This window comes from Pseudomonas sp. FSL R10-1350, from assembly GCF_009600525.1.
In the GTDB taxonomy this organism is placed as follows: domain Bacteria; phylum Pseudomonadota; class Gammaproteobacteria; order Pseudomonadales; family Pseudomonadaceae; genus Aquipseudomonas; species Aquipseudomonas helleri.
In genome coordinates, this window is the sequence record NZ_WIVR01000021.1 from 1 (window position 1) to 18644 (window position 18644).

The window sequence follows — 18644 nt, forward strand, 5'->3', positions numbered from 1 at the left end:
AAGCGCTGTGAGGCGTTGAGCTAACCAATACTAATTGCCCGTGAGGCTTGACCATATAACACCCAAGCAATTTGAGTCGAAGAGACCAGATTGCGGTGTGTGAAGACGATACAAACCGAAAGTTTGCAACTCACAAAACACCGATTCTATTACATACCCATTCGCTGGAGCGTTACGCACGTAACGACCTGGCTACCGAATTTCTTGACGACCATAGAGCATTGGAACCACCTGATCCCATCCCGAACTCAGTAGTGAAACGATGCATCGCCGATGGTAGTGTGGGGTTTCCCCATGTGAGAGTAGGTCATCGTCAAGATTAAATTCCAAAATCCCTGTCTGCTCACGCAGACAGGGATTTTGTTTTTGTGCTCGAAAAAACATTGTCGACGGGACAAGGCGCGCTGCGCGTTACAGCGTTGCGTTGCTTATCAGTGTTGTACAGTCCTTCTCTTACAGGGTTTCTATGCAATAGCGTGGCTCGTCGTTATTATGCGTGCCTGATTGTGAGGCGTAACTTGCATGCTGACGTTGTTGAAGCTTCTTAAAGATGGTCGTTTTCATTCTGGGCAAGCGCTGGGTGCTGCGCTCGGCATAAGCCGTAGTGCGGTCTGGAAGCAGTTGCAGCGTTTGGAAGCTGACCTGAACCTGCCTATCCATAAAGTTCGTGGTCGTGGCTATCAATTGGCCGCGCCGCTTGAGCTTCTCGAGCGCGATCAGCTCGCTGATAGCCCTTATCCTGTTTCCATACATGAGTCCCTCGATTCGACGAACGCAGAAGCTTTGCGCGAAATTTCGGGAGGAGTTCAGGCGCCTTTTGTAATTCTGGCCGAGCAGCAGAGCGCAGGTCGAGGACGCAGGGGGAGAAAGTGGATCAGCCCGTTTGCCGAAAATATTTATTACAGCCTGGTACTTCGAATTGATGGTGGCATGCGTCAGCTTGAAGGACTGAGTTTAATTGTCGGTCTGGCGGTTTTGAGTTCGCTTCGTGAATTTGGTAGTCGCGATGCGGGTTTAAAGTGGCCCAACGATGTACTGGTGGGCAATAAAAAAATCGCCGGTATTCTGCTGGAGCTGGTGGGTGATCCAGCTGATGTGTGTCATGTCGTTATAGGCATCGGCATCAACGTTAATATGATGGTCGCCAGTGATGTCGATCAGTCCTGGACATCCGTTCGCTTGGAGGCGGGTCAGGCGATCAATCGGAATGAGCTGATTGTTGCCTTGGGTCGCAATTTGCAGGGTTATCTGATTCGCCACGAGGCTGAAGGATTTGCTGCTATTCAGGCAGAGTGGGAGTCCAACCATTTGTGGCAAGGGCGTGAGGTTACGTTGATTGCGGGTACACACACTGTTGATGGCGTGGTCGCTGGTGTGGATCAGCAGGGGGCATTGCGTCTTAATGTCGCGGGTCAGGAGAAGGTTTTTAGTGGTGGCGAGCTGAGCTTGAGGTTGCGCCATGATTCTTGAAATGGATTGCGGTAACAGTTTTATCAAGTGGCGAGTACTTGATAGCAATACTGTGGTCGATGGTGGCGTTGTAGATTCCGATGTTGGTCTCATAGCCGCGCTCTTGGCTAGCCCGTTGCTGCGCATCACGCGCTGCCGTTTGGTGAGTGTGCGCAGTGACGGTGAAACTGCGAGTCTGGCTGCTCTTTTGTCGTCCACATTCTCGGTAGAAGTAGTGTGTGCAAGCCCGGCAAGAGTGATGGCGGGAGTAACGAACGGCTATGAGGACTTTGAGCGTCTAGGCTTGGACCGCTGGCTAGCCTTGATCGGCGCTTATGAGCTCTCCAGGCGCGCCTGTCTTGTCCTGGATCTGGGTACAGCCGTAACAGCCGATTTTGTGGCTAAAGACGGTAAGCATTTGGGTGGGTTCATATGCCCTGGATTACCGTTAATGCGTAACGAGTTGCGCACGCATACCCGGCGAATCAGATATGACAACCTTTCGGCTGAGCAGGCGTTGTTGCGAAATAGTCCCGGGCGGACGACTGTTGAAGCTGTGGAGCGTGGCTGTCTAATGATGTTGCGAGGGTTTGTCCTGAGTCAGTTGCAATTGGCACGTGATTACTGGGGGGATGATTTCGAGGTGTTTCTCACGGGCGGTGATGCAGATCTCGTGGCTTGCGCTGTGCCTGAGGGTCGTTTGGTGAAAGATCTTGTGTTCATAGGCTTGGCTGCAGCTTGTCCTATTTATTGAGGTTTCTATGCGCTGGTTGTTTCTGCTGCTTGTTGTATTGAATATTTTCTACTTTGTATGGCATCAGCAAGAGGCTCCTCTTAAAGCGAAGGAGGTTGTATCTCTATCGTTGTACAAAGGAAGCAAGCAGGAAATACAGCTGCTGAGTGAAACGCGAACAGGGCTTGTCCCTGTACAGTCTGGAGAAAGCGCGAGCAGTGATAAAGGTGTCTGCTTCTACCTGATCGGGTTGATCCGTTCTGACGCTGAGGTCAAGATTAAAAAAAGTTTGTCAGATGCAGGAATAAAGAGTGGTTTGGACAGCCTGGAAGGTGCGGGCGCAGGTGATTTTGTCCTGGTCCTTTCTCCGTCGGACAATGTGCAGGCTGTTGAAAAGGTTCTACAAAGTCTTCTCAATGAATTCAATGAGTTGAAATACGAAAAAAAGCAGTGCCAGGGGTTGCAGGCGTCCGATAGTTTGCATAGAATGGCGCCCGCTCCACAGTGAACACCGGAAACGGTTTTAAATGTGAAGTGAGTCTTCAAGCTAACTTAATGATTTAATTGAGAAAAGCGGTTGACAAAGGGTTGGGATGCTGTAGAATCCCGCTCAGCTCAGGAGGGGTTCCCGAGCGGCCAAAGGGATCAGACTGTAAATCTGACGTCTACGACTTCGAAGGTTCGAATCCTTCCCCCTCCACCATATTTGCGCAAATCAGCATGATTTGCGGGTGTAGTTTAGTGGTAGAACCTCAGCCTTCCAAGCTGATGATGCGGGTTCGATTCCCGCCACCCGCTCCATTCGCGCTGGTTTCAATGGTGTTTTGCTCTTGTAGCTCAGTTGGTAGAGCACACCCTTGGTAAGGGTGAGGTCAGCGGTTCAAATCCGCTCAAGAGCTCCATATAAACAAGGCAGATATGAAAATATCTGCCTTTGTTTTAACGGGCTGAAAAGCTTGTCCGGAGTGTTTGCTGGTGGCGCTGTTGTAAGGTGTTGCTGCTCTGGTTGGCGATTGCTGTCGTTGGTGGCCTGCATTCTGCTGCTGACGTGTCGTTAGGTTTTGGGCTTGGCGATAAAGTAATTGCAAAGGTTGTTGAAAAGTCTCTCTCGGGTCTGCATAATCGGCGGCTCGATAATGTTTTAGGTCAGTAGCTCAATTGGCAGAGCGACGGTCTCCAAAACCGTAGGTTGGGGGTTCGATTCCCTCCTGACCTGCCAGATTCGCTCAATGCGTCTGGCTTTCTTTTCACAGGATCCTCTTTGATGACTCCCAAGGCTGAAGTTCAAGGCTCTCGCTTCGATCTCCTCAAGTGGCTAGTAGTGGTTGCCCTTGTGGTAGTTGGCGTTGTTGGGAATCAGTATTATTCTGGTTCGCCGATCCTGTATCGCGTCATTGCACTTCTTGTGATTGCTGCTGTTGCTGCCTATGTGGGTTTGCAAACCGCGAAAGGCAAGTCGTTTGCTGTCTTGGTAAAGGAAGCTCGTACTGAGATTCGTAAAGTCGTATGGCCGACTCGCCAAGAAACTACGCAGACTACGTTGATCGTAGTGGCTGTTGTTCTTGTTATGGCGTTGCTGTTGTGGGGTTTGGATTCCCTGCTCGGCTGGCTTGTTTCCTTGATTGTTGGCTAAGGGTGTCCCGTGGCTAAGCGTTGGTACGTAGTGCATGCTTATTCGGGTTACGAAAAGCATGTTATGCGCTCTTTGATTGAGCGTATTAAGCTGGCAGGCATGGAAGATGGCTTCGGCGAAATTCTGGTTCCCACTGAAGAAGTGGTTGAAATGCGTAATGGCCAGAAACGCAAAAGCGAACGCAAGTTCTTCCCTGGCTATGTGCTAGTCCAGATGGACATGAGCGAAGGTACTTGGCACTTGGTCAAGGATACACCTCGTGTCATGGGATTCATCGGTGGCACTGCTGATAAGCCTGCACCGATTACAGACAAAGAGGCAGAAGCAATTCTGCGTCGCGTTGCTGATGGCAGCGACAAGCCCAAGCCGAAGACACTGTTCGAGCCGGGTGAAGTTGTTCGCGTCACCGACGGTCCGTTTGCCGACTTTAACGGCACGGTCGAAGAAGTTAACTACGAAAAGAGTCGCATCCAGGTGGCTGTACTCATTTTCGGACGTTCCACTCCGGTGGAGCTAGAGTTTAGCCAGGTCGAAAAGGTCTAGCTGGACACGCATCCCAACCCCACGGCTTCGGTCGTGGGGTTTTGTCGTCACTGGGATAAACACGCAAGTAACCGGGGAGCCTTTTAAGTTAGGCGTCTGAACCCGTAATTGGAGTGCCTCATGGCCAAGAAGATTACCGCTTACATCAAGCTGCAAGTGAAGGCCGCTCAGGCCAACCCAAGCCCACCTGTTGGTCCAGCTTTGGGTCAGCACGGTGTGAACATCATGGAATTCTGCAAAGCTTTCAACGCCCGTACCCAGGGTATTGAGCCAGGCCTGCCGACTCCAGTGATCATCACTGTATACAGCGACCGTAGCTTCACATTCGAAACCAAGTCGACCCCTGCTTCGGTTCTGCTGAAGAAGGCTGCTGGTCTGACTAGCGGTTCGGCTCGCCCTAACACCGTTAAGGTTGGCACCGTTACCCGTGCTCAGCTGGAAGAAATCGCGAAAACCAAAAACGCGGATCTGACTGCAGCTGATTTGGATGCAGCCGTGCGTACCATCGCCGGTTCTGCTCGTAGCATGGGCCTTAACGTGGAGGGTGTGTAATGGCTAAGCTGACTAAGCGTCAAAAGGCAATCGCCGGTAAAATTGAAGCTGGCAAGTCTTACAACTTTGTAGACGCTGCTGCTTTGCTGGCTGAGCTGTCGACTGTTAAGTTCAGCGAGTCTTTCGACATCGCTGTTAACCTGGGCGTAGACCCACGTAAATCTGACCAGGTTGTTCGTAGCGCAACTGTGCTGCCACACGGCACTGGCAAGACTGTACGTGTAGCTGTGTTCACCCAGGGTCCAGCTGCTGAAGCTGCTTTGGCTGCTGGCGCTGATCGCGTTGGTATGGACGACCTGGCTGCCGAAATGAAAGGCGGCGACCTGAACTACGACGTAGTTATTGCTTCCCCGGACGCAATGCGTGTTGTAGGTCAGTTGGGTCAGATCCTCGGTCCACGTGGTCTGATGCCTAACCCTAAGGTTGGTACTGTAACTCCAGACGTAGCGACTGCGGTTAAGAACGCAAAAGCTGGTCAGGTTCGTTATCGCACCGACAAAAACGGTATCATCCACACTTCCGTTGGCAAGGTCGGTTTCGACGCTGTTCAACTGAAGGAAAACGTTGAAGCCCTGATCGCTGATTTGAAGCGTATCAAGCCAGCTTCCTCGAAAGGTATTTATGTTAAGCGCGTTACTCTGAGCACCACTATGGGCCCAGGCCTGGTCATCGACCAAGGTTCGTTGAACGCGTAAGACAAATTGGCGCAGCATGCTGCGCCAATGAAAGATTGGGGTCCCTGCCTGGCGGGGGCTATCCAAGACCGTAGGCGGCGCAAGTCTTAAACCTCAAGCCTACGCAGATGGTGCTCCCGGTTCCTTACCGAATCAGACACCAAAACGACATCCGACTCAGGTCAGATGAAACGGTAACAAGCAGGAGTTAAACCCGTGGCAATTAAACTCGAAGACAAGAAGGCCATCGTCGCTGAAGTCAACGAGGCTGCCAAAGTTGCCCTGTCTGCTGTTGTGGCTGATGCCCGCGGCGTGACAGTTGGCGCTATGACCGGACTCCGTAAAGAGGCTCGTGAAGCTGGCGTATACGTACGTGTTGTACGTAACACCCTGCTCAAGCGCGCTGTTGCTGACACTGAATACAGTGTTCTCAACGACGTGTTCACTGGCCCGACCTTGATCGCATTCTCCAACGAACACCCAGGCGCTGCTGCCCGTTTGTTCAAAGAGTTCGCTAAAGGTCAGGATAAGTTCGAGATCAAGGCAGCTGCGTTCGAGGGCAAGTACCTCGCAGCTAATCAGATCGACGTACTGGCAAGCCTGCCGACCCGTGACGAAGCAATTTCTCAGCTGATGAGCGTGATTCAAGGCGCTACCAGCAAATTGGCTCGTACTCTGGCGGCACTTCGCGACCAGAAAGAAGCAGCTGCAGCTTAAGGCTGAGCAACTCCTTTCAGCGTTTATTGTTTATTTCGATGGCCGCATAGGCTGTCACCCCAATACAGGAATTTATAGTCATGTCTCTGACTAACGAGCAAATCATCGAAGCAATCGGCGAGAAATCCGTTCTGGAAATCGTTGAGCTGATCAAAGCAATGGAAGAGAAGTTCGGCGTTTCGGCTGCTGCTGCTTCTGCTGGTCCTGCTGTTGCTGCTGCTGTCGTTGAAGAGCAAACTGAATTCAACGTCATGCTGCTGGAAGCTGGCGAGAAGAAAGTTAACGTGATCAAGGCTGTTCGTGAACTGACTGGTCTGGGCTTGAAAGAAGCCAAGGCAGTAGTTGACGGCGCTCCAGCAATGGTTCTGGAAGCTGTTGCTAAAGACGCAGCTGACAAAGCCAAAGCTGCTCTGGAAGAAGCAGGCGCTAAAGTCGAGCTGAAGTAAGCATCGACCTTGCGTCTCCAGCCCAAGCGTTAAGCTGAGGCTGATGGCTGGTGGCTCATGCCACCGGCCTTTTTCCGTTCTTGGCAGCCGACTGGGTTGGCGCCATAAACGAGCTGTAACCACCCTGTGCGGTGGAGCAAACCAAGGGGTTTGCACGATTTTCTGGCTGCTCCCGTCGGGAGAGGCCAAACAAGCAGGTGACCAAGCTGGGGAACGCTGATGGCTTACTCATATACTGAGAAAAAACGTATCCGCAAGGACTTTAGCAAGTTGCCGGACGTCATGGATGTGCCGTATCTCTTGGCAATCCAGCTGGATTCGTATCGTGAATTCTTGCAGGCGGGAGCGACTAAAGATCAGTTCCGCGACGTGGGCCTGCATGCGGCCTTCAAATCCGTTTTCCCGATCATCAGCTACTCCGGCAATGCTGCGCTGGAGTATGTCGGTTATCGCCTGGGCGAACCGGCATTTGATGTCAAAGAATGCGTGTTGCGCGGTGTGACTTACGCCGTACCTTTGCGGGTGAAGGTTCGTTTGATCATTTTCGACAAAGAATCGTCGAATAAAGCGATCAAGGACATCAAAGAGCAAGAAGTCTACATGGGTGAAATCCCCCTGATGACTGAAAACGGTACCTTCGTAATCAACGGTACCGAGCGTGTAATTGTTTCCCAGCTGCACCGTTCCCCGGGCGTGTTCTTTGACCACGACCGCGGCAAGACGCACAGCTCCGGTAAGCTGCTGTATTCCGCGCGTATCATTCCTTACCGTGGTTCGTGGTTGGACTTTGAGTTCGACCCTAAAGACTGCGTGTTCGTACGTATTGACCGTCGTCGCAAGCTGCCTGCGTCCGTATTGCTGCGCGCGCTCGGCTATAGCACTGAGCAAGTACTGGAAGCGTTCTACACCACTAACGTTTTCCACGTTCAAGGCGAAAGCATCAGCCTGGAACTGGTACCTCAGCGCCTGCGCGGTGAAATCGCGGCCATCGACATTACCGATGACAAAGGCAAGGTGATTGTTGAGCAGGGCCGTCGTATCACTGCTCGCCATATCAACCAGCTGGAAAAAGCCGGTATCAAAGAGCTCGTTATGCCTCTGGACTATGTCCTGGGTCGCACAACGGCCAAAGCTATCGTGCACCCGGCGACTGGCGAAATCATTGCTGAGTGCAACACCGAGCTGACCACTGAAATCCTGGCAAAAGTTGCCAAGAGCCAAGTCGTTCGCATCGAAACGTTGTACACCAACGATATCGACTGCGGTCCGTTCATTTCGGACACGCTGAAAATTGACTCCACCAGCAACCAACTGGAAGCGCTGGTTGAGATCTATCGCATGATGCGTCCTGGCGAGCCTCCAACCAAGGATGCTGCCGAGACTCTGTTCAACAACCTGTTCTTCAGCCCTGAGCGCTATGACCTGTCTGCGGTCGGCCGGATGAAGTTCAACCGTCGTATCGGTCGTACCGAAATCGAAGGTTCGGGCGTGTTGTGCAAAGAAGACATCGTCGCGGTACTGAAGACTCTGGTCGACATCCGTAACGGCAAAGGCATCGTCGATGACATCGACCACCTGGGTAACCGTCGTGTTCGCTGCGTAGGCGAAATGGCTGAAAACCAGTTCCGCGTTGGCCTGGTACGTGTTGAGCGTGCGGTCAAAGAGCGTCTGTCGATGGCTGAAAGCGAAGGCCTGATGCCGCAAGACTTGATCAACGCCAAGCCAGTGGCTGCGGCAGTGAAAGAGTTCTTCGGTTCCAGCCAGTTGTCCCAGTTCATGGACCAGAACAACCCGCTGTCCGAGATCACCCACAAGCGCCGTGTTTCTGCACTGGGCCCGGGCGGTCTGACGCGTGAGCGTGCCGGCTTTGAGGTTCGTGACGTACACCCGACTCACTACGGTCGTGTATGCCCGATTGAAACGCCAGAAGGTCCGAACATTGGTCTGATCAACTCCTTGGCTGCCTATGCGCGCACCAACCAGTACGGCTTCCTCGAGAGCCCGTACCGTGTAGTGAAAGACGCGTTGGTTACCGACGAGATCGTGTTCCTTTCTGCTATTGAAGAAGCGGATCACGTTATCGCTCAGGCTTCGGCCACCATGAACGACCAGAAAGTCCTGGTTGATGAACTGGTAGCTGTTCGTCACTTGAACGAATTCACCGTTAAGGCGCCGGAAGACGTCACCTTGATGGACGTTTCGCCGAAACAGGTAGTTTCGGTTGCTGCGTCGCTGATTCCGTTCCTCGAGCACGACGACGCCAACCGTGCGTTGATGGGTTCGAACATGCAGCGTCAAGCTGTACCAACACTGCGCGCTGACAAGCCGCTGGTAGGTACTGGCATGGAGCGTAACGTAGCTCGTGACTCCGGCGTTTGCGTCGTGGCTCGTCGTGGCGGCGTTATTGATTCCGTCGATGCAAGCCGTATCGTGGTTCGTGTTGCTGATGATGAAGTTGAGACCGGCGAAGCTGGTGTTGATATCTACAACCTGACCAAATACACCCGCTCCAACCAGAACACCTGCATCAACCAGCGTCCGCTGGTGCGTAAAGGTGATCGGGTTCAGCGCAGCGACATCATGGCCGATGGTCCGTCCACCGATATGGGTGAATTGGCTCTGGGTCAGAACATGCGTATCGCCTTCATGGCATGGAACGGCTTCAACTTCGAAGACTCCATCTGCCTGTCGGAACGTGTTGTTCAAGAAGACCGTTTCACCACGATCCACATTCAGGAACTGACCTGTGTGGCCCGTGACACCAAGCTTGGCCCTGAAGAAATCACTGCAGACATCCCGAACGTGGGTGAAGCTGCACTGAACAAGCTGGACGAAGCCGGTATCGTTTACGTCGGCGCCGAAGTTGGCCCGGGCGACATCCTGGTAGGTAAGGTCACTCCGAAAGGCGAGACCCAACTGACCCCGGAAGAAAAACTGCTGCGTGCAATCTTCGGTGAAAAAGCCAGCGACGTTAAAGACACCTCCCTGCGCGTACCAACCGGTACCAAAGGTACTGTCATTGACGTACAAGTCTTCACTCGTGATGGCGTAGAGCGCGATGCTCGTGCCCTGTCGATAGAGAAGACTCAGCTGGACGAAATCCGCAAGGATCTGAACGAAGAGTTCCGCATTGTTGAAGGCGCTACATTCGAACGTCTGCGCTCTGCCCTGGTCGGTCAAATTGCCGAAGGTGGTGCCGGTCTGAAGAAAGGCCAGGAAATCACCAATGAAGTCCTGGACGGTCTTGAGCACGGTCAGTGGTTCAAGCTGCGCATGGCTGAAGATGCTCTGAACGAGCAACTTGAGAAAGCTCAGGCTTACATCATCGATCGCCGTCGTCTGCTGGACGACAAGTTCGAAGACAAGAAGCGCAAACTGCAGCAGGGCGATGACCTGGCTCCAGGCGTGCTGAAAATCGTCAAGGTTTACCTGGCAATCCGTCGTCGCATCCAGCCGGGTGACAAGATGGCCGGTCGTCACGGTAACAAAGGTGTGGTCTCCGTGATCATGCCGGTTGAAGACATGCCGTACGATGCCAATGGCACCCCGGTTGATGTTGTCCTCAACCCGTTGGGCGTACCTTCGCGTATGAACGTTGGTCAGATTCTCGAGACCCACTTGGGCCTTGCAGCCAAAGGTTTGGGCGAGAAGATCAACCTCATGATTGAAGAACAGCGCAAGGTTGCTGACCTGCGTAAGTTCCTGCATGAGATCTACAACGAAATTGGCGGTCGTCAAGAAAGCCTGGATGACTTCTCTGATCAAGAAATCCTTGATCTGGCGAAGAACCTTCGCGGCGGTGTACCGATGGCTACCCCGGTGTTCGACGGTGCCAAAGAAAGCGAAATCAAGGCAATGCTTCGTTTGGCAGACCTGCCAGACAGCGGCCAGATGGTGCTGACTGATGGTCGTACCGGCAACAAGTTCGAGCGTCCGGTTACCGTTGGCTACATGTACATGCTGAAGCTGAACCACTTGGTAGACGACAAGATGCACGCTCGTTCTACTGGTTCTTACAGCCTGGTTACCCAACAGCCGTTGGGTGGTAAGGCGCAGTTCGGTGGTCAGCGTTTCGGGGAGATGGAGGTCTGGGCGCTGGAAGCTTACGGCGCGGCATACACTCTGCAAGAAATGCTCACAGTGAAGTCGGACGATGTGAACGGTCGTACCAAGATGTACAAAAACATCGTGGACGGCGATCACCGTATGGAGCCGGGCATGCCCGAGTCCTTCAACGTGTTGATCAAAGAAATTCGTTCCCTCGGCATCGATATCGATCTGGAAACCGAATAACACGTGACGCGAATCGAGAGCGGGGCTGCACTGCCCGCTCTCTGCTCCGCCAGGAGGAAAGGCCTTGAAAGACCTACTGAATTTGCTGAAAAACCAGGGTCAAGTCGAAGAGTTCGACGCCATCCGTATTGGATTGGCATCGCCTGAGATGATCCGCTCGTGGTCGTTCGGTGAAGTTAAAAAGCCGGAAACCATCAACTACCGTACGTTCAAGCCTGAGCGTGACGGCCTGTTCTGCGCCAAAATCTTTGGCCCGGTAAAGGATTACGAGTGCCTGTGCGGTAAGTACAAGCGCTTGAAGCACCGCGGTGTGATCTGTGAGAAGTGCGGCGTTGAAGTTGCACTGGCCAAGGTCCGCCGTGAGCGCATGGCTCACATTGAACTGGCTTCGCCAGTTGCCCATATCTGGTTCCTGAAATCGCTGCCGTCCCGTATCGGCTTGCTGATGGACATGACCCTGCGTGATATCGAACGCGTTCTCTACTTCGAGAGCTATGTTGTTATCGATCCAGGCATGACCACCCTTGAAAAAGGTCAGCTGCTGAACGACGAGCAGTATTTCGAAGCGCTGGAAGAGTTCGGCGACGACTTCGATGCCCGTATGGGTGCCGAGGCTGTGCGTGAGCTGCTGCACGCTATCGATCTGGAACACGAGATTGGCCGTCTGCGTGAAGAAATTCCGCAAACCAACTCCGAAACCAAAATCAAGAAGCTGTCCAAGCGCTTGAAGTTGATGGAAGCCTTCCTGGGCTCCGGCAACCTTCCTGAGTGGATGGTGCTGACCGTTCTGCCGGTTCTGCCGCCAGATCTGCGTCCGTTGGTTCCGTTGGACGGTGGTCGTTTCGCGACTTCCGACCTCAACGATCTGTATCGTCGAGTGATCAACCGTAACAACCGCTTGAAGCGCCTGCTTGATCTGTCCGCTCCGGACATCATCGTGCGTAACGAAAAGCGTATGTTGCAAGAAGCTGTCGACGCCTTGCTGGACAACGGTCGTCGTGGCCGCGCCATCACGGGTTCGAACAAGCGTCCTCTGAAATCCTTGGCTGACATGATCAAGGGTAAGCAAGGTCGTTTCCGTCAGAACTTGCTCGGTAAGCGTGTTGACTACTCGGGTCGTTCGGTAATTACCGTAGGTCCGACCCTGCGTCTGCACCAGTGCGGTCTGCCTAAAAAAATGGCACTCGAACTGTTCAAGCCGTTCATCTTCGGCAAGCTGGAAATGCGTGGTCTTGCTACCACCATTAAAGCCGCCAAGAAAATGGTTGAGCGCGAGCTGCCAGAAGTTTGGGACGTTCTCGCTGAAGTAATTCGCGAACACCCGGTGCTCCTCAACCGTGCGCCAACGCTTCACCGTCTGGGTATTCAGGCATTTGAACCGGTACTGATCGAAGGTAAGGCTATCCAGCTGCACCCTCTGGTCTGTGCTGCGTACAACGCCGACTTCGACGGCGACCAGATGGCTGTACACGTACCGCTGACACTGGAAGCCCAGTTGGAAGCCCGTGCGTTGATGATGTCGACCAACAACATTCTGTCGCCAGCGAACGGTGAGCCAATCATCGTTCCTTCGCAGGACGTTGTATTGGGTCTGTACTACATGACCCGTGAAGCGATCAACGCCAAAGGCGAGGGTCGTGTATTCGCGGATCTGCAAGAAGTTGACCGTGTGTTCCGTGCCGGCGAAGCCGCACTGCACGCCAAGGTTAAAGTACGGATCACCGAAACCGTTAACGACCGTGATGGCGGCAGCGTGACCAACACCCGTATCGTCGACACCACTGTCGGCCGTGCGCTGTTGTTCCAGGTTGTTCCAAAAGGCCTGTCGTACGACGTCGTCAACTTGCCAATGAAGAAAAAGGCAATCTCCAAGCTGATCAACCAGTGCTACCGCGTGGTTGGTTTGAAAGAGACTGTGATCTTCGCTGACCAGTTGATGTACACCGGTTTCGCTTACTCGACTATTTCCGGCGTTTCGATCGGTGTTAACGACTTCGTTATCCCGGATGAAAAAGCGCGCATCATCGGTGCTGCTACCGACGAAGTGAAAGAAATCGAAAGCCAGTACGCCTCGGGCCTGGTTACACAGGGCGAGAAGTACAACAAAGTAATCGACCTTTGGTCGAAAGCTAACGATGAAGTTTCCAAGGCGATGATGTCGAACCTCTCGAAAGAGAAGGTTATCGACCGTCACGGTGATGAAGTTGAGCAAGAGTCGTTCAACTCCATGTACATGATGGCCGACTCCGGCGCACGGGGTTCTGCTGCGCAGATCCGTCAGCTGGCCGGTATGCGTGGTCTGATGGCCAAGCCGGACGGTTCCATCATCGAAACGCCGATTACTGCGAACTTCCGTGAAGGTTTGAGCGTACTTCAGTACTTCATCTCCACTCACGGTGCTCGTAAGGGTCTTGCGGATACCGCCTTGAAAACGGCTAACTCCGGTTACTTGACGCGTCGTCTGGTAGACGTAGCGCAGGATCTGGTAGTAACTGAAGTCGACTGCGGTACCGAACACGGTCTGCTGATGACTCCGCACATTGAAGGCGGCGACGTTGTAGAGCCGTTGGGTGAGCGCGTACTGGGTCGAGTAATCGCCCGTGACGTATTCAAGCCAGGTACTGATGAAGTTATCGTTCCTGCTGGCACCCTGGTTGACGAGAAGTGGGTTGAGTTCATCGAGCTGAACAGCATCGACGAAGTGATCGTTCGTTCGCCAATCAGCTGCGAAACCCGTTTCGGTATCTGCGCCAAGTGCTACGGTCGCGATCTGGCTCGTGGTCACCAGGTGAACATCGGTGAAGCTGTCGGCGTAATCGCTGCTCAGTCGATCGGTGAGCCAGGTACACAGCTGACAATGCGTACGTTCCACATCGGTGGTGCGGCAAGCCGGACCTCTGCTGCTGACAGCGTTCAGGTGAAGAATGGCGGTACTGTCCGTCTTCACAACCTGAAGCACGTTGAGCGTGTAGATGGTTGCCTGGTAGCAGTATCGCGTTCGGGTGAGCTGGCAATCGCTGATGACTTCGGTCGTGAGCGTGAGCGTTACAAACTGCCGTATGGTGCCGTAATTTCGGTTAAAGAAGGTGACAAGGTTGACGCTGGCTCGATCGTAGCCAAGTGGGATCCGCACACTCACCCAATCGTTACCGAAATGAAAGGTACCGTGACCTACGTGGGCATGGAAGAAGGCATCACGATCAAGCGTCAGACTGACGAATTGACCGGTATGACCAACATTGAAGTGCTTGACGCCAAAGACCGTCCAGCTGCCGGCAAAGAAATTCGCCCGGCCGTTAAGATGGTAGGTGTTGATGGTAAGGATCTGCTGTTGCCAGGTACCGACGTACCGGCCCAGTACTTCCTGCCAGCCAACGCATTGGTTGGTGTAGCGGATGGTGCGGAAATCGCGATCGGTGACGTTATCGCTCGTATTCCGCAAGAAACTTCGAAAACTCGAGACATCACCGGTGGTCTGCCACGCGTTGCTGACTTGTTCGAAGCGCGTCGTCCGAAAGAAGCCTCTATTTTGGCTGAAGTCAGCGGCACCATCGCGTTCGGTAAAGAAACCAAAGGCAAGCGCCGTCTGGTTATTACCCCGAACGACGGTACCGATCCGTACGAAGAGCTGATTCCAAAGTGGCGTCACCTGAACGTCTTCGAAGGCGAGCAAGTGAACCGCGGCGAAGTTATCTCCGACGGTCCAAGCGATCCACACGACATCCTGCGTTTGCTGGGTGTGAGTGCGCTGGCCAAGTACATCGTTAACGAGATTCAAGACGTTTACCGTCTGCAAGGCGTGAAGATCAACGACAAGCACATCGAGACCATCCTGCGTCAGATGTTGCGTAAAGTTGAAATTTCCGAGTCTGGCGATTCCTCCTTCATCAAGGGCGACCAGATGGAGCTCACGCAGGTACTGGTCGAAAACGAGCGCCTGGGTAACGAAGACAAATTTGTCTCCAAGTTCACTCGCGTTCTGTTGGGTATCACCAAAGCGTCGTTGTCGACTGAATCGTTCATCTCCGCGGCCTCTTTCCAAGAGACAACCCGCGTACTGACCGAAGCAGCGGTAACTGGCAAGCGCGACTACCTGCGCGGCCTGAAAGAAAACGTTGTCGTGGGTCGTTTGATCCCGGCAGGTACTGGTTTGGCCTACCACAGCGAGCGTAAGCGTCGCCGTGATGCAGACAAGCCATTGCGCGTAAGCGCCAGTGAAGTGGAAGCTGCACTGACCGAAGCGCTGAACTCTAGCGGTAACTGAGTTCTGCGATAAATAAGGGTAGGCCCCGGTCTTTCCGTTCATCGAATCAAGACAATTAGTCGAGCTTTGATGGGGGAGGGGTCGGGGCTTTGCCTTGACTGGGGGCAGGATCCTCTTTAGACTCTTGTACCCCTAAATTTGGCGGGGATTCGTTCCTGCCATTTTGCTTTTCTTGCAAGACAATAGCGTCGCAAGACAACAGTGGAGCTAGTAGATGGCAACTATCAACCAGCTGGTACGTCAGCCGCGTAAGCGTATCGTCGAGAAATCCGACGTACCTGCGCTGCAAAACTGCCCGCAACGTCGTGGCGTATGCACCCGTGTGTATACCACTACGCCGAAAAAACCTAACTCGGCACTGCGTAAAGTATGCCGTGTGCGCCTGACCAACGGTTTCGAGGTTTCCTCGTACATCGGTGGTGAAGGTCACAACCTGCAAGAGCACAGCGTGGTACTGATCCGTGGCGGTCGTGTAAAAGACTTGCCAGGTGTTCGTTATCACACCGTTCGCGGCTCTTTGGATACTTCCGGCGTTAAAGGTCGTAACCAAGGTCGTTCGAAGTACGGTACCAAGAAGCCGAAGTAGTCTTCGGTCGCTGGTAAATAAATGCAGATTTCTTTTTTTCTGAGTCGATAAGAGTAAGGTCGGGCGTGCATCCACAGGGTGTAATGGTCCCGAGCTAACCTGAAGACCGTTTGAGGGCTTATCCATGCCAAGAAGACGCGTAGCAGCCAAGCGCGAAGTGCTTGACGATCCAAAATACGGAAGCCAAATCCTGGCCAAGTTCATGAACCACGTGATGGAAAGCGGTAAAAAAGCCGTTGCCGAGCGTATCGTTTATGGCGCGCTGGAAAAGGTTAAAGAACGTAAGAACGGCGATCCCCTGGAACTCTTCGAGAAAGCACTCGACGCCATCGCTCCGCTGGTCGAAGTGAAGTCGCGCCGTGTAGGCGGTGCTACTTACCAGGTTCCGGTCGAAGTTCGTCCTTCCCGTCGTAACGCTTTGGCAATGCGCTGGTTGGTAGACTTCGCACGTAAGCGTGGCGAAAAGTCTATGGCTTTGCGCTTGGCTGGCGAACTGCTGGACGCTGCTGAAGGCAAGGGCGCAGCAGTTAAGAAGCGTGAAGACGTGCACCGTATGGCTGAAGCTAACAAAGCTTTCTCGCACTACCGCTTCTAATTTCAGCGCTATTCACTTTGCGAGGGCTTTATGGCTCGTACTACACCGATTAACCGCTACCGTAACATTGGTATCTGTGCACACGTGGACGCGGGTAAAACCACGACTACTGAGCGGGTACTTTTTTACACTGGCAAAAGTCACAAGATGGGCGAGGTGCATGATGGCGCCGCGACCACAGACTGGATGGTGCAGGAGCAGGAGCGTGGTATTACCATTACTTCTGCTGCGATCACTACCTTTTGGCAGGGTTCTAACAAGCAGTACGATAACTACCGCTTCAACGTAATCGATACCCCGGGCCACGTAGACTTCACTATTGAAGTTGAGCGTTCCCTGCGTGTACTCGATGGCGCGGTTGTTGTGTTCTGCGGCACCTCGGGTGTTGAGCCTCAGTCCGAAACCGTATGGCGTCAGGCCAACAAGTACGGCGTTCCGCGTCTTGTTTACGTAAACAAGATGGACCGTGCTGGTGCGAACTTCCTGCGCGTGATCGGTCAGATCAAAACTCGTCTGGGTCACACTCCGGTGCCTATCCAGTTGGCTATCGGTTCCGAAGACAACTTCCAGGGTCAGATCGATCTGATGACCATGGAAGCGGTTTACTGGAGCGATGCTGACAAGGGTATGACTGCTCGTCGTGAAGCTATTCCTGCAGAACTGCAAGAGTTGGCTGAAGAGTGGCGCAGCAACATGGTTGAGGCAGCTGCCGAAGCCAGCGAAGAGCTGATGAACAAGTACCTGGAAGGTGAAGAACTCACCATCCCGGAAATCAAAGCGGCTCTGCGTCAGCGTACTATCGCCGGCGAGATCGTTTTGGCTGTTTGCGGTTCTTCCTTCAAGAACAAGGGCGTTCCCCTGGTTCTCGACGCCGTGATCGACTACCTGCCGGCCCCGGTAGATATTCCTGCCATCAAGGGTACTGACCCGGATGACGAGACTATCGAGCTGGAGCGTCATGCAGATGACGCAGAACCGTTCTCGGCTCTGGCGTTCAAGATCGCGACTGACCCATTCGTGGGTACTTTGACCTTCGTCCGCGTTTACTCGGGCGTGTTGAACTCCGGTGACGGCGTAATCAACTCGGTTAAAGGCAAGAAAGAGCGCGTGGGTCGTATGGTGCAAATGCACGCTAACGCCCGCGAAGAGATCAAGGAAGTACGCGCTGGTGACATCGCGGCCTTGATCGGCATGAAGGACGTCACCACTGGTGAAACCTTGTGCAACGCTGACAAGCCAATCATCCTGGTTCGCATGGACTTCCCGGAGCCGGTTATTTCGGTTGCCGTTGAGCCAAAAACCAAGGATGACCAGGAAAAAATGGGTATCGCACTGGGCAAACTGGCTCAGGAAGACCCGTCTTTCCGCGTTAAAACTGATGAAGAGACTGGTCAGACGATCATCTCCGGCATGGGCGAATTGCACCTCGACATCCTGGTTGACCGGATGAAGCGTGAGTTCAACGTTGAAGCCAACATCGGTAAGCCTCAGGTTTCTTATCGTGAGCGCATCACGAAGAACTGTGAAATCGAAGGCAAGTTCGTTCGTCAGTCCGGCGGTCGTGGTCAGTTTGGTCACTGCTGGATCCGTTTTGCACCTGCTGACGAAGGTCAGGAAGGTCTGCAGTTCGTGAACGAAGTGGTAGGTGGTGTGGTTCCTAAGGAATACATCCCGGCTATCCAGAAGGGTATCGAAGAGCAGATGAAGAACGGTGTTGTTGCCGGCTATCCGCTGATCGGCCTGAAGGCTACCGTGTTTGATGGTTCTTACCACGACGTCGACTCCAACGAGATGGCGTTTAAGGTGGCTGCTTCCATGGCTACCAAGCAACTGGCCCAGAAGGGCGGTGGTGAGTTGCTTGAGCCGATCATGGCGGTAGAGGTTGTTACACCTGAAGACTATATGGGTGACGTGATGGGCGACTTGAACCGTCGTCGCGGCATGATCCAGGGTATGGAAGATACGGTCTCCGGCAAAGTTATTCGTGCTGAAGTTCCGTTGGGCGAGATGTTCGGTTATGCGACCGACGTTCGTTCCATGTCTCAGGGTCGCGCAAGCTACTCTATGGAATTCAAAAAATACGATACAGCGCCGTCGCACATCGTCGATGCTGTTACTAAAAAACAAGGCTGATTTAGTTCAGTCCTTTAGGCAAGGAG

At 53.4% G+C, this 18644-nt stretch carries 14 protein-coding genes, 4 tRNA genes and 1 rRNA gene; all 19 read left to right on the forward strand.

Annotated elements, in window-relative coordinates:
• Positions 1–203 precede the first annotated feature (203 nt).
• The 19 genes from rrf to fusA all read left to right on the forward strand — a co-directional run bounded on the left by rrf (position 204) and on the right by fusA (position 18618).
• Positions 204–319: ribosomal RNA gene (gene rrf, locus GHO25_RS11730) — 5S ribosomal RNA — on the forward strand.
• Between the two features lie 203 nt (positions 320–522).
• Positions 523–1470, forward strand: a complete 948-nt coding sequence (birA, locus tag GHO25_RS11735) for a bifunctional biotin--[acetyl-CoA-carboxylase] ligase/biotin operon repressor BirA (protein WP_082148813.1) — start codon at positions 523–525, stop codon at positions 1468–1470.
• Complete coding sequence (locus GHO25_RS11740; protein WP_048373867.1) at positions 1460–2203, forward strand: pantothenate kinase; 744 nt, start codon at positions 1460–1462, stop codon at positions 2201–2203. Before birA ends, GHO25_RS11740 begins: the two co-directional genes overlap by 11 nt.
• A gap of 7 nt (positions 2204–2210) precedes the next feature.
• Complete coding sequence (locus GHO25_RS11745) at positions 2211–2690, forward strand: hypothetical protein (RefSeq protein WP_153390850.1); 480 nt, start codon at positions 2211–2213, stop codon at positions 2688–2690.
• Between the two features lie 110 nt (positions 2691–2800).
• Positions 2801–2885: transfer RNA gene (locus tag GHO25_RS11750), tRNA-Tyr, on the forward strand.
• A gap of 24 nt (positions 2886–2909) precedes the next feature.
• A tRNA-Gly gene (locus GHO25_RS11755) sits at positions 2910–2983 on the forward strand.
• A gap of 25 nt (positions 2984–3008) precedes the next feature.
• Positions 3009–3084 (forward strand) — tRNA-Thr (locus GHO25_RS11760).
• Positions 3085–3325: 241 nt separating this feature from the next.
• Positions 3326–3401 (forward strand) — tRNA-Trp (locus tag GHO25_RS11765).
• Between the two features lie 45 nt (positions 3402–3446).
• Entirely contained in the window at positions 3447–3815 is a 369-nt protein-coding gene (gene secE / locus GHO25_RS11770) for a preprotein translocase subunit SecE (RefSeq protein WP_016779165.1), read from the forward strand.
• A 9-nt stretch (positions 3816–3824) separates the two neighbouring features.
• Positions 3825–4358, forward strand: coding sequence for a transcription termination/antitermination protein NusG (gene nusG, locus GHO25_RS11775; RefSeq protein WP_026014126.1), 534 nt, complete (start codon positions 3825–3827; stop codon positions 4356–4358).
• Between the two features lie 120 nt (positions 4359–4478).
• On the forward strand, positions 4479–4910 hold the full coding sequence (gene rplK, locus GHO25_RS11780) for a 50S ribosomal protein L11 (RefSeq protein WP_048362305.1): 432 nt from the start codon (positions 4479–4481) through the stop codon (positions 4908–4910).
• Positions 4910–5605 carry a 50S ribosomal protein L1 gene (gene rplA, locus GHO25_RS11785; protein ID WP_048373858.1) on the forward strand — a complete coding sequence of 232 codons (696 nt, stop codon included), beginning with the start codon at positions 4910–4912 and terminating at the stop codon, positions 5603–5605. Before rplK ends, rplA begins: the two co-directional genes overlap by 1 nt.
• A gap of 195 nt (positions 5606–5800) precedes the next feature.
• Complete coding sequence (gene rplJ / locus GHO25_RS11790; protein ID WP_048373856.1) at positions 5801–6301, forward strand: 50S ribosomal protein L10; 501 nt, start codon at positions 5801–5803, stop codon at positions 6299–6301.
• Positions 6302–6381: 80 nt separating this feature from the next.
• Positions 6382–6747 carry a 50S ribosomal protein L7/L12 gene (gene rplL / locus GHO25_RS11795; protein WP_048373854.1) on the forward strand — a complete coding sequence of 122 codons (366 nt, stop codon included), beginning with the start codon at positions 6382–6384 and terminating at the stop codon, positions 6745–6747.
• A 219-nt stretch (positions 6748–6966) separates the two neighbouring features.
• Positions 6967–11040: a DNA-directed RNA polymerase subunit beta gene (rpoB, locus tag GHO25_RS11800; protein WP_048373853.1), complete on the forward strand. Its 4074-nt coding sequence runs from the start codon at positions 6967–6969 to the stop codon at positions 11038–11040.
• A 64-nt stretch (positions 11041–11104) separates the two neighbouring features.
• Positions 11105–15304, forward strand: a complete 4200-nt coding sequence (rpoC, locus tag GHO25_RS11805) for a DNA-directed RNA polymerase subunit beta' (protein WP_048373851.1) — start codon at positions 11105–11107, stop codon at positions 15302–15304.
• A 214-nt stretch (positions 15305–15518) separates the two neighbouring features.
• A complete protein-coding gene (gene rpsL, locus GHO25_RS11810; protein ID WP_002555494.1) occupies positions 15519–15890 on the forward strand; it encodes a 30S ribosomal protein S12 in 372 nt (123 codons plus the stop codon).
• Between the two features lie 124 nt (positions 15891–16014).
• Positions 16015–16485: a 30S ribosomal protein S7 gene (gene rpsG / locus GHO25_RS11815; protein ID WP_019409900.1), complete on the forward strand. Its 471-nt coding sequence runs from the start codon at positions 16015–16017 to the stop codon at positions 16483–16485.
• A gap of 30 nt (positions 16486–16515) precedes the next feature.
• Positions 16516–18618, forward strand: a complete 2103-nt coding sequence (gene fusA / locus GHO25_RS11820; RefSeq protein ID WP_048373849.1) for an elongation factor G — start codon at positions 16516–16518, stop codon at positions 18616–18618.
• The last annotated feature ends 26 nt before the right edge of the window (positions 18619–18644 follow it).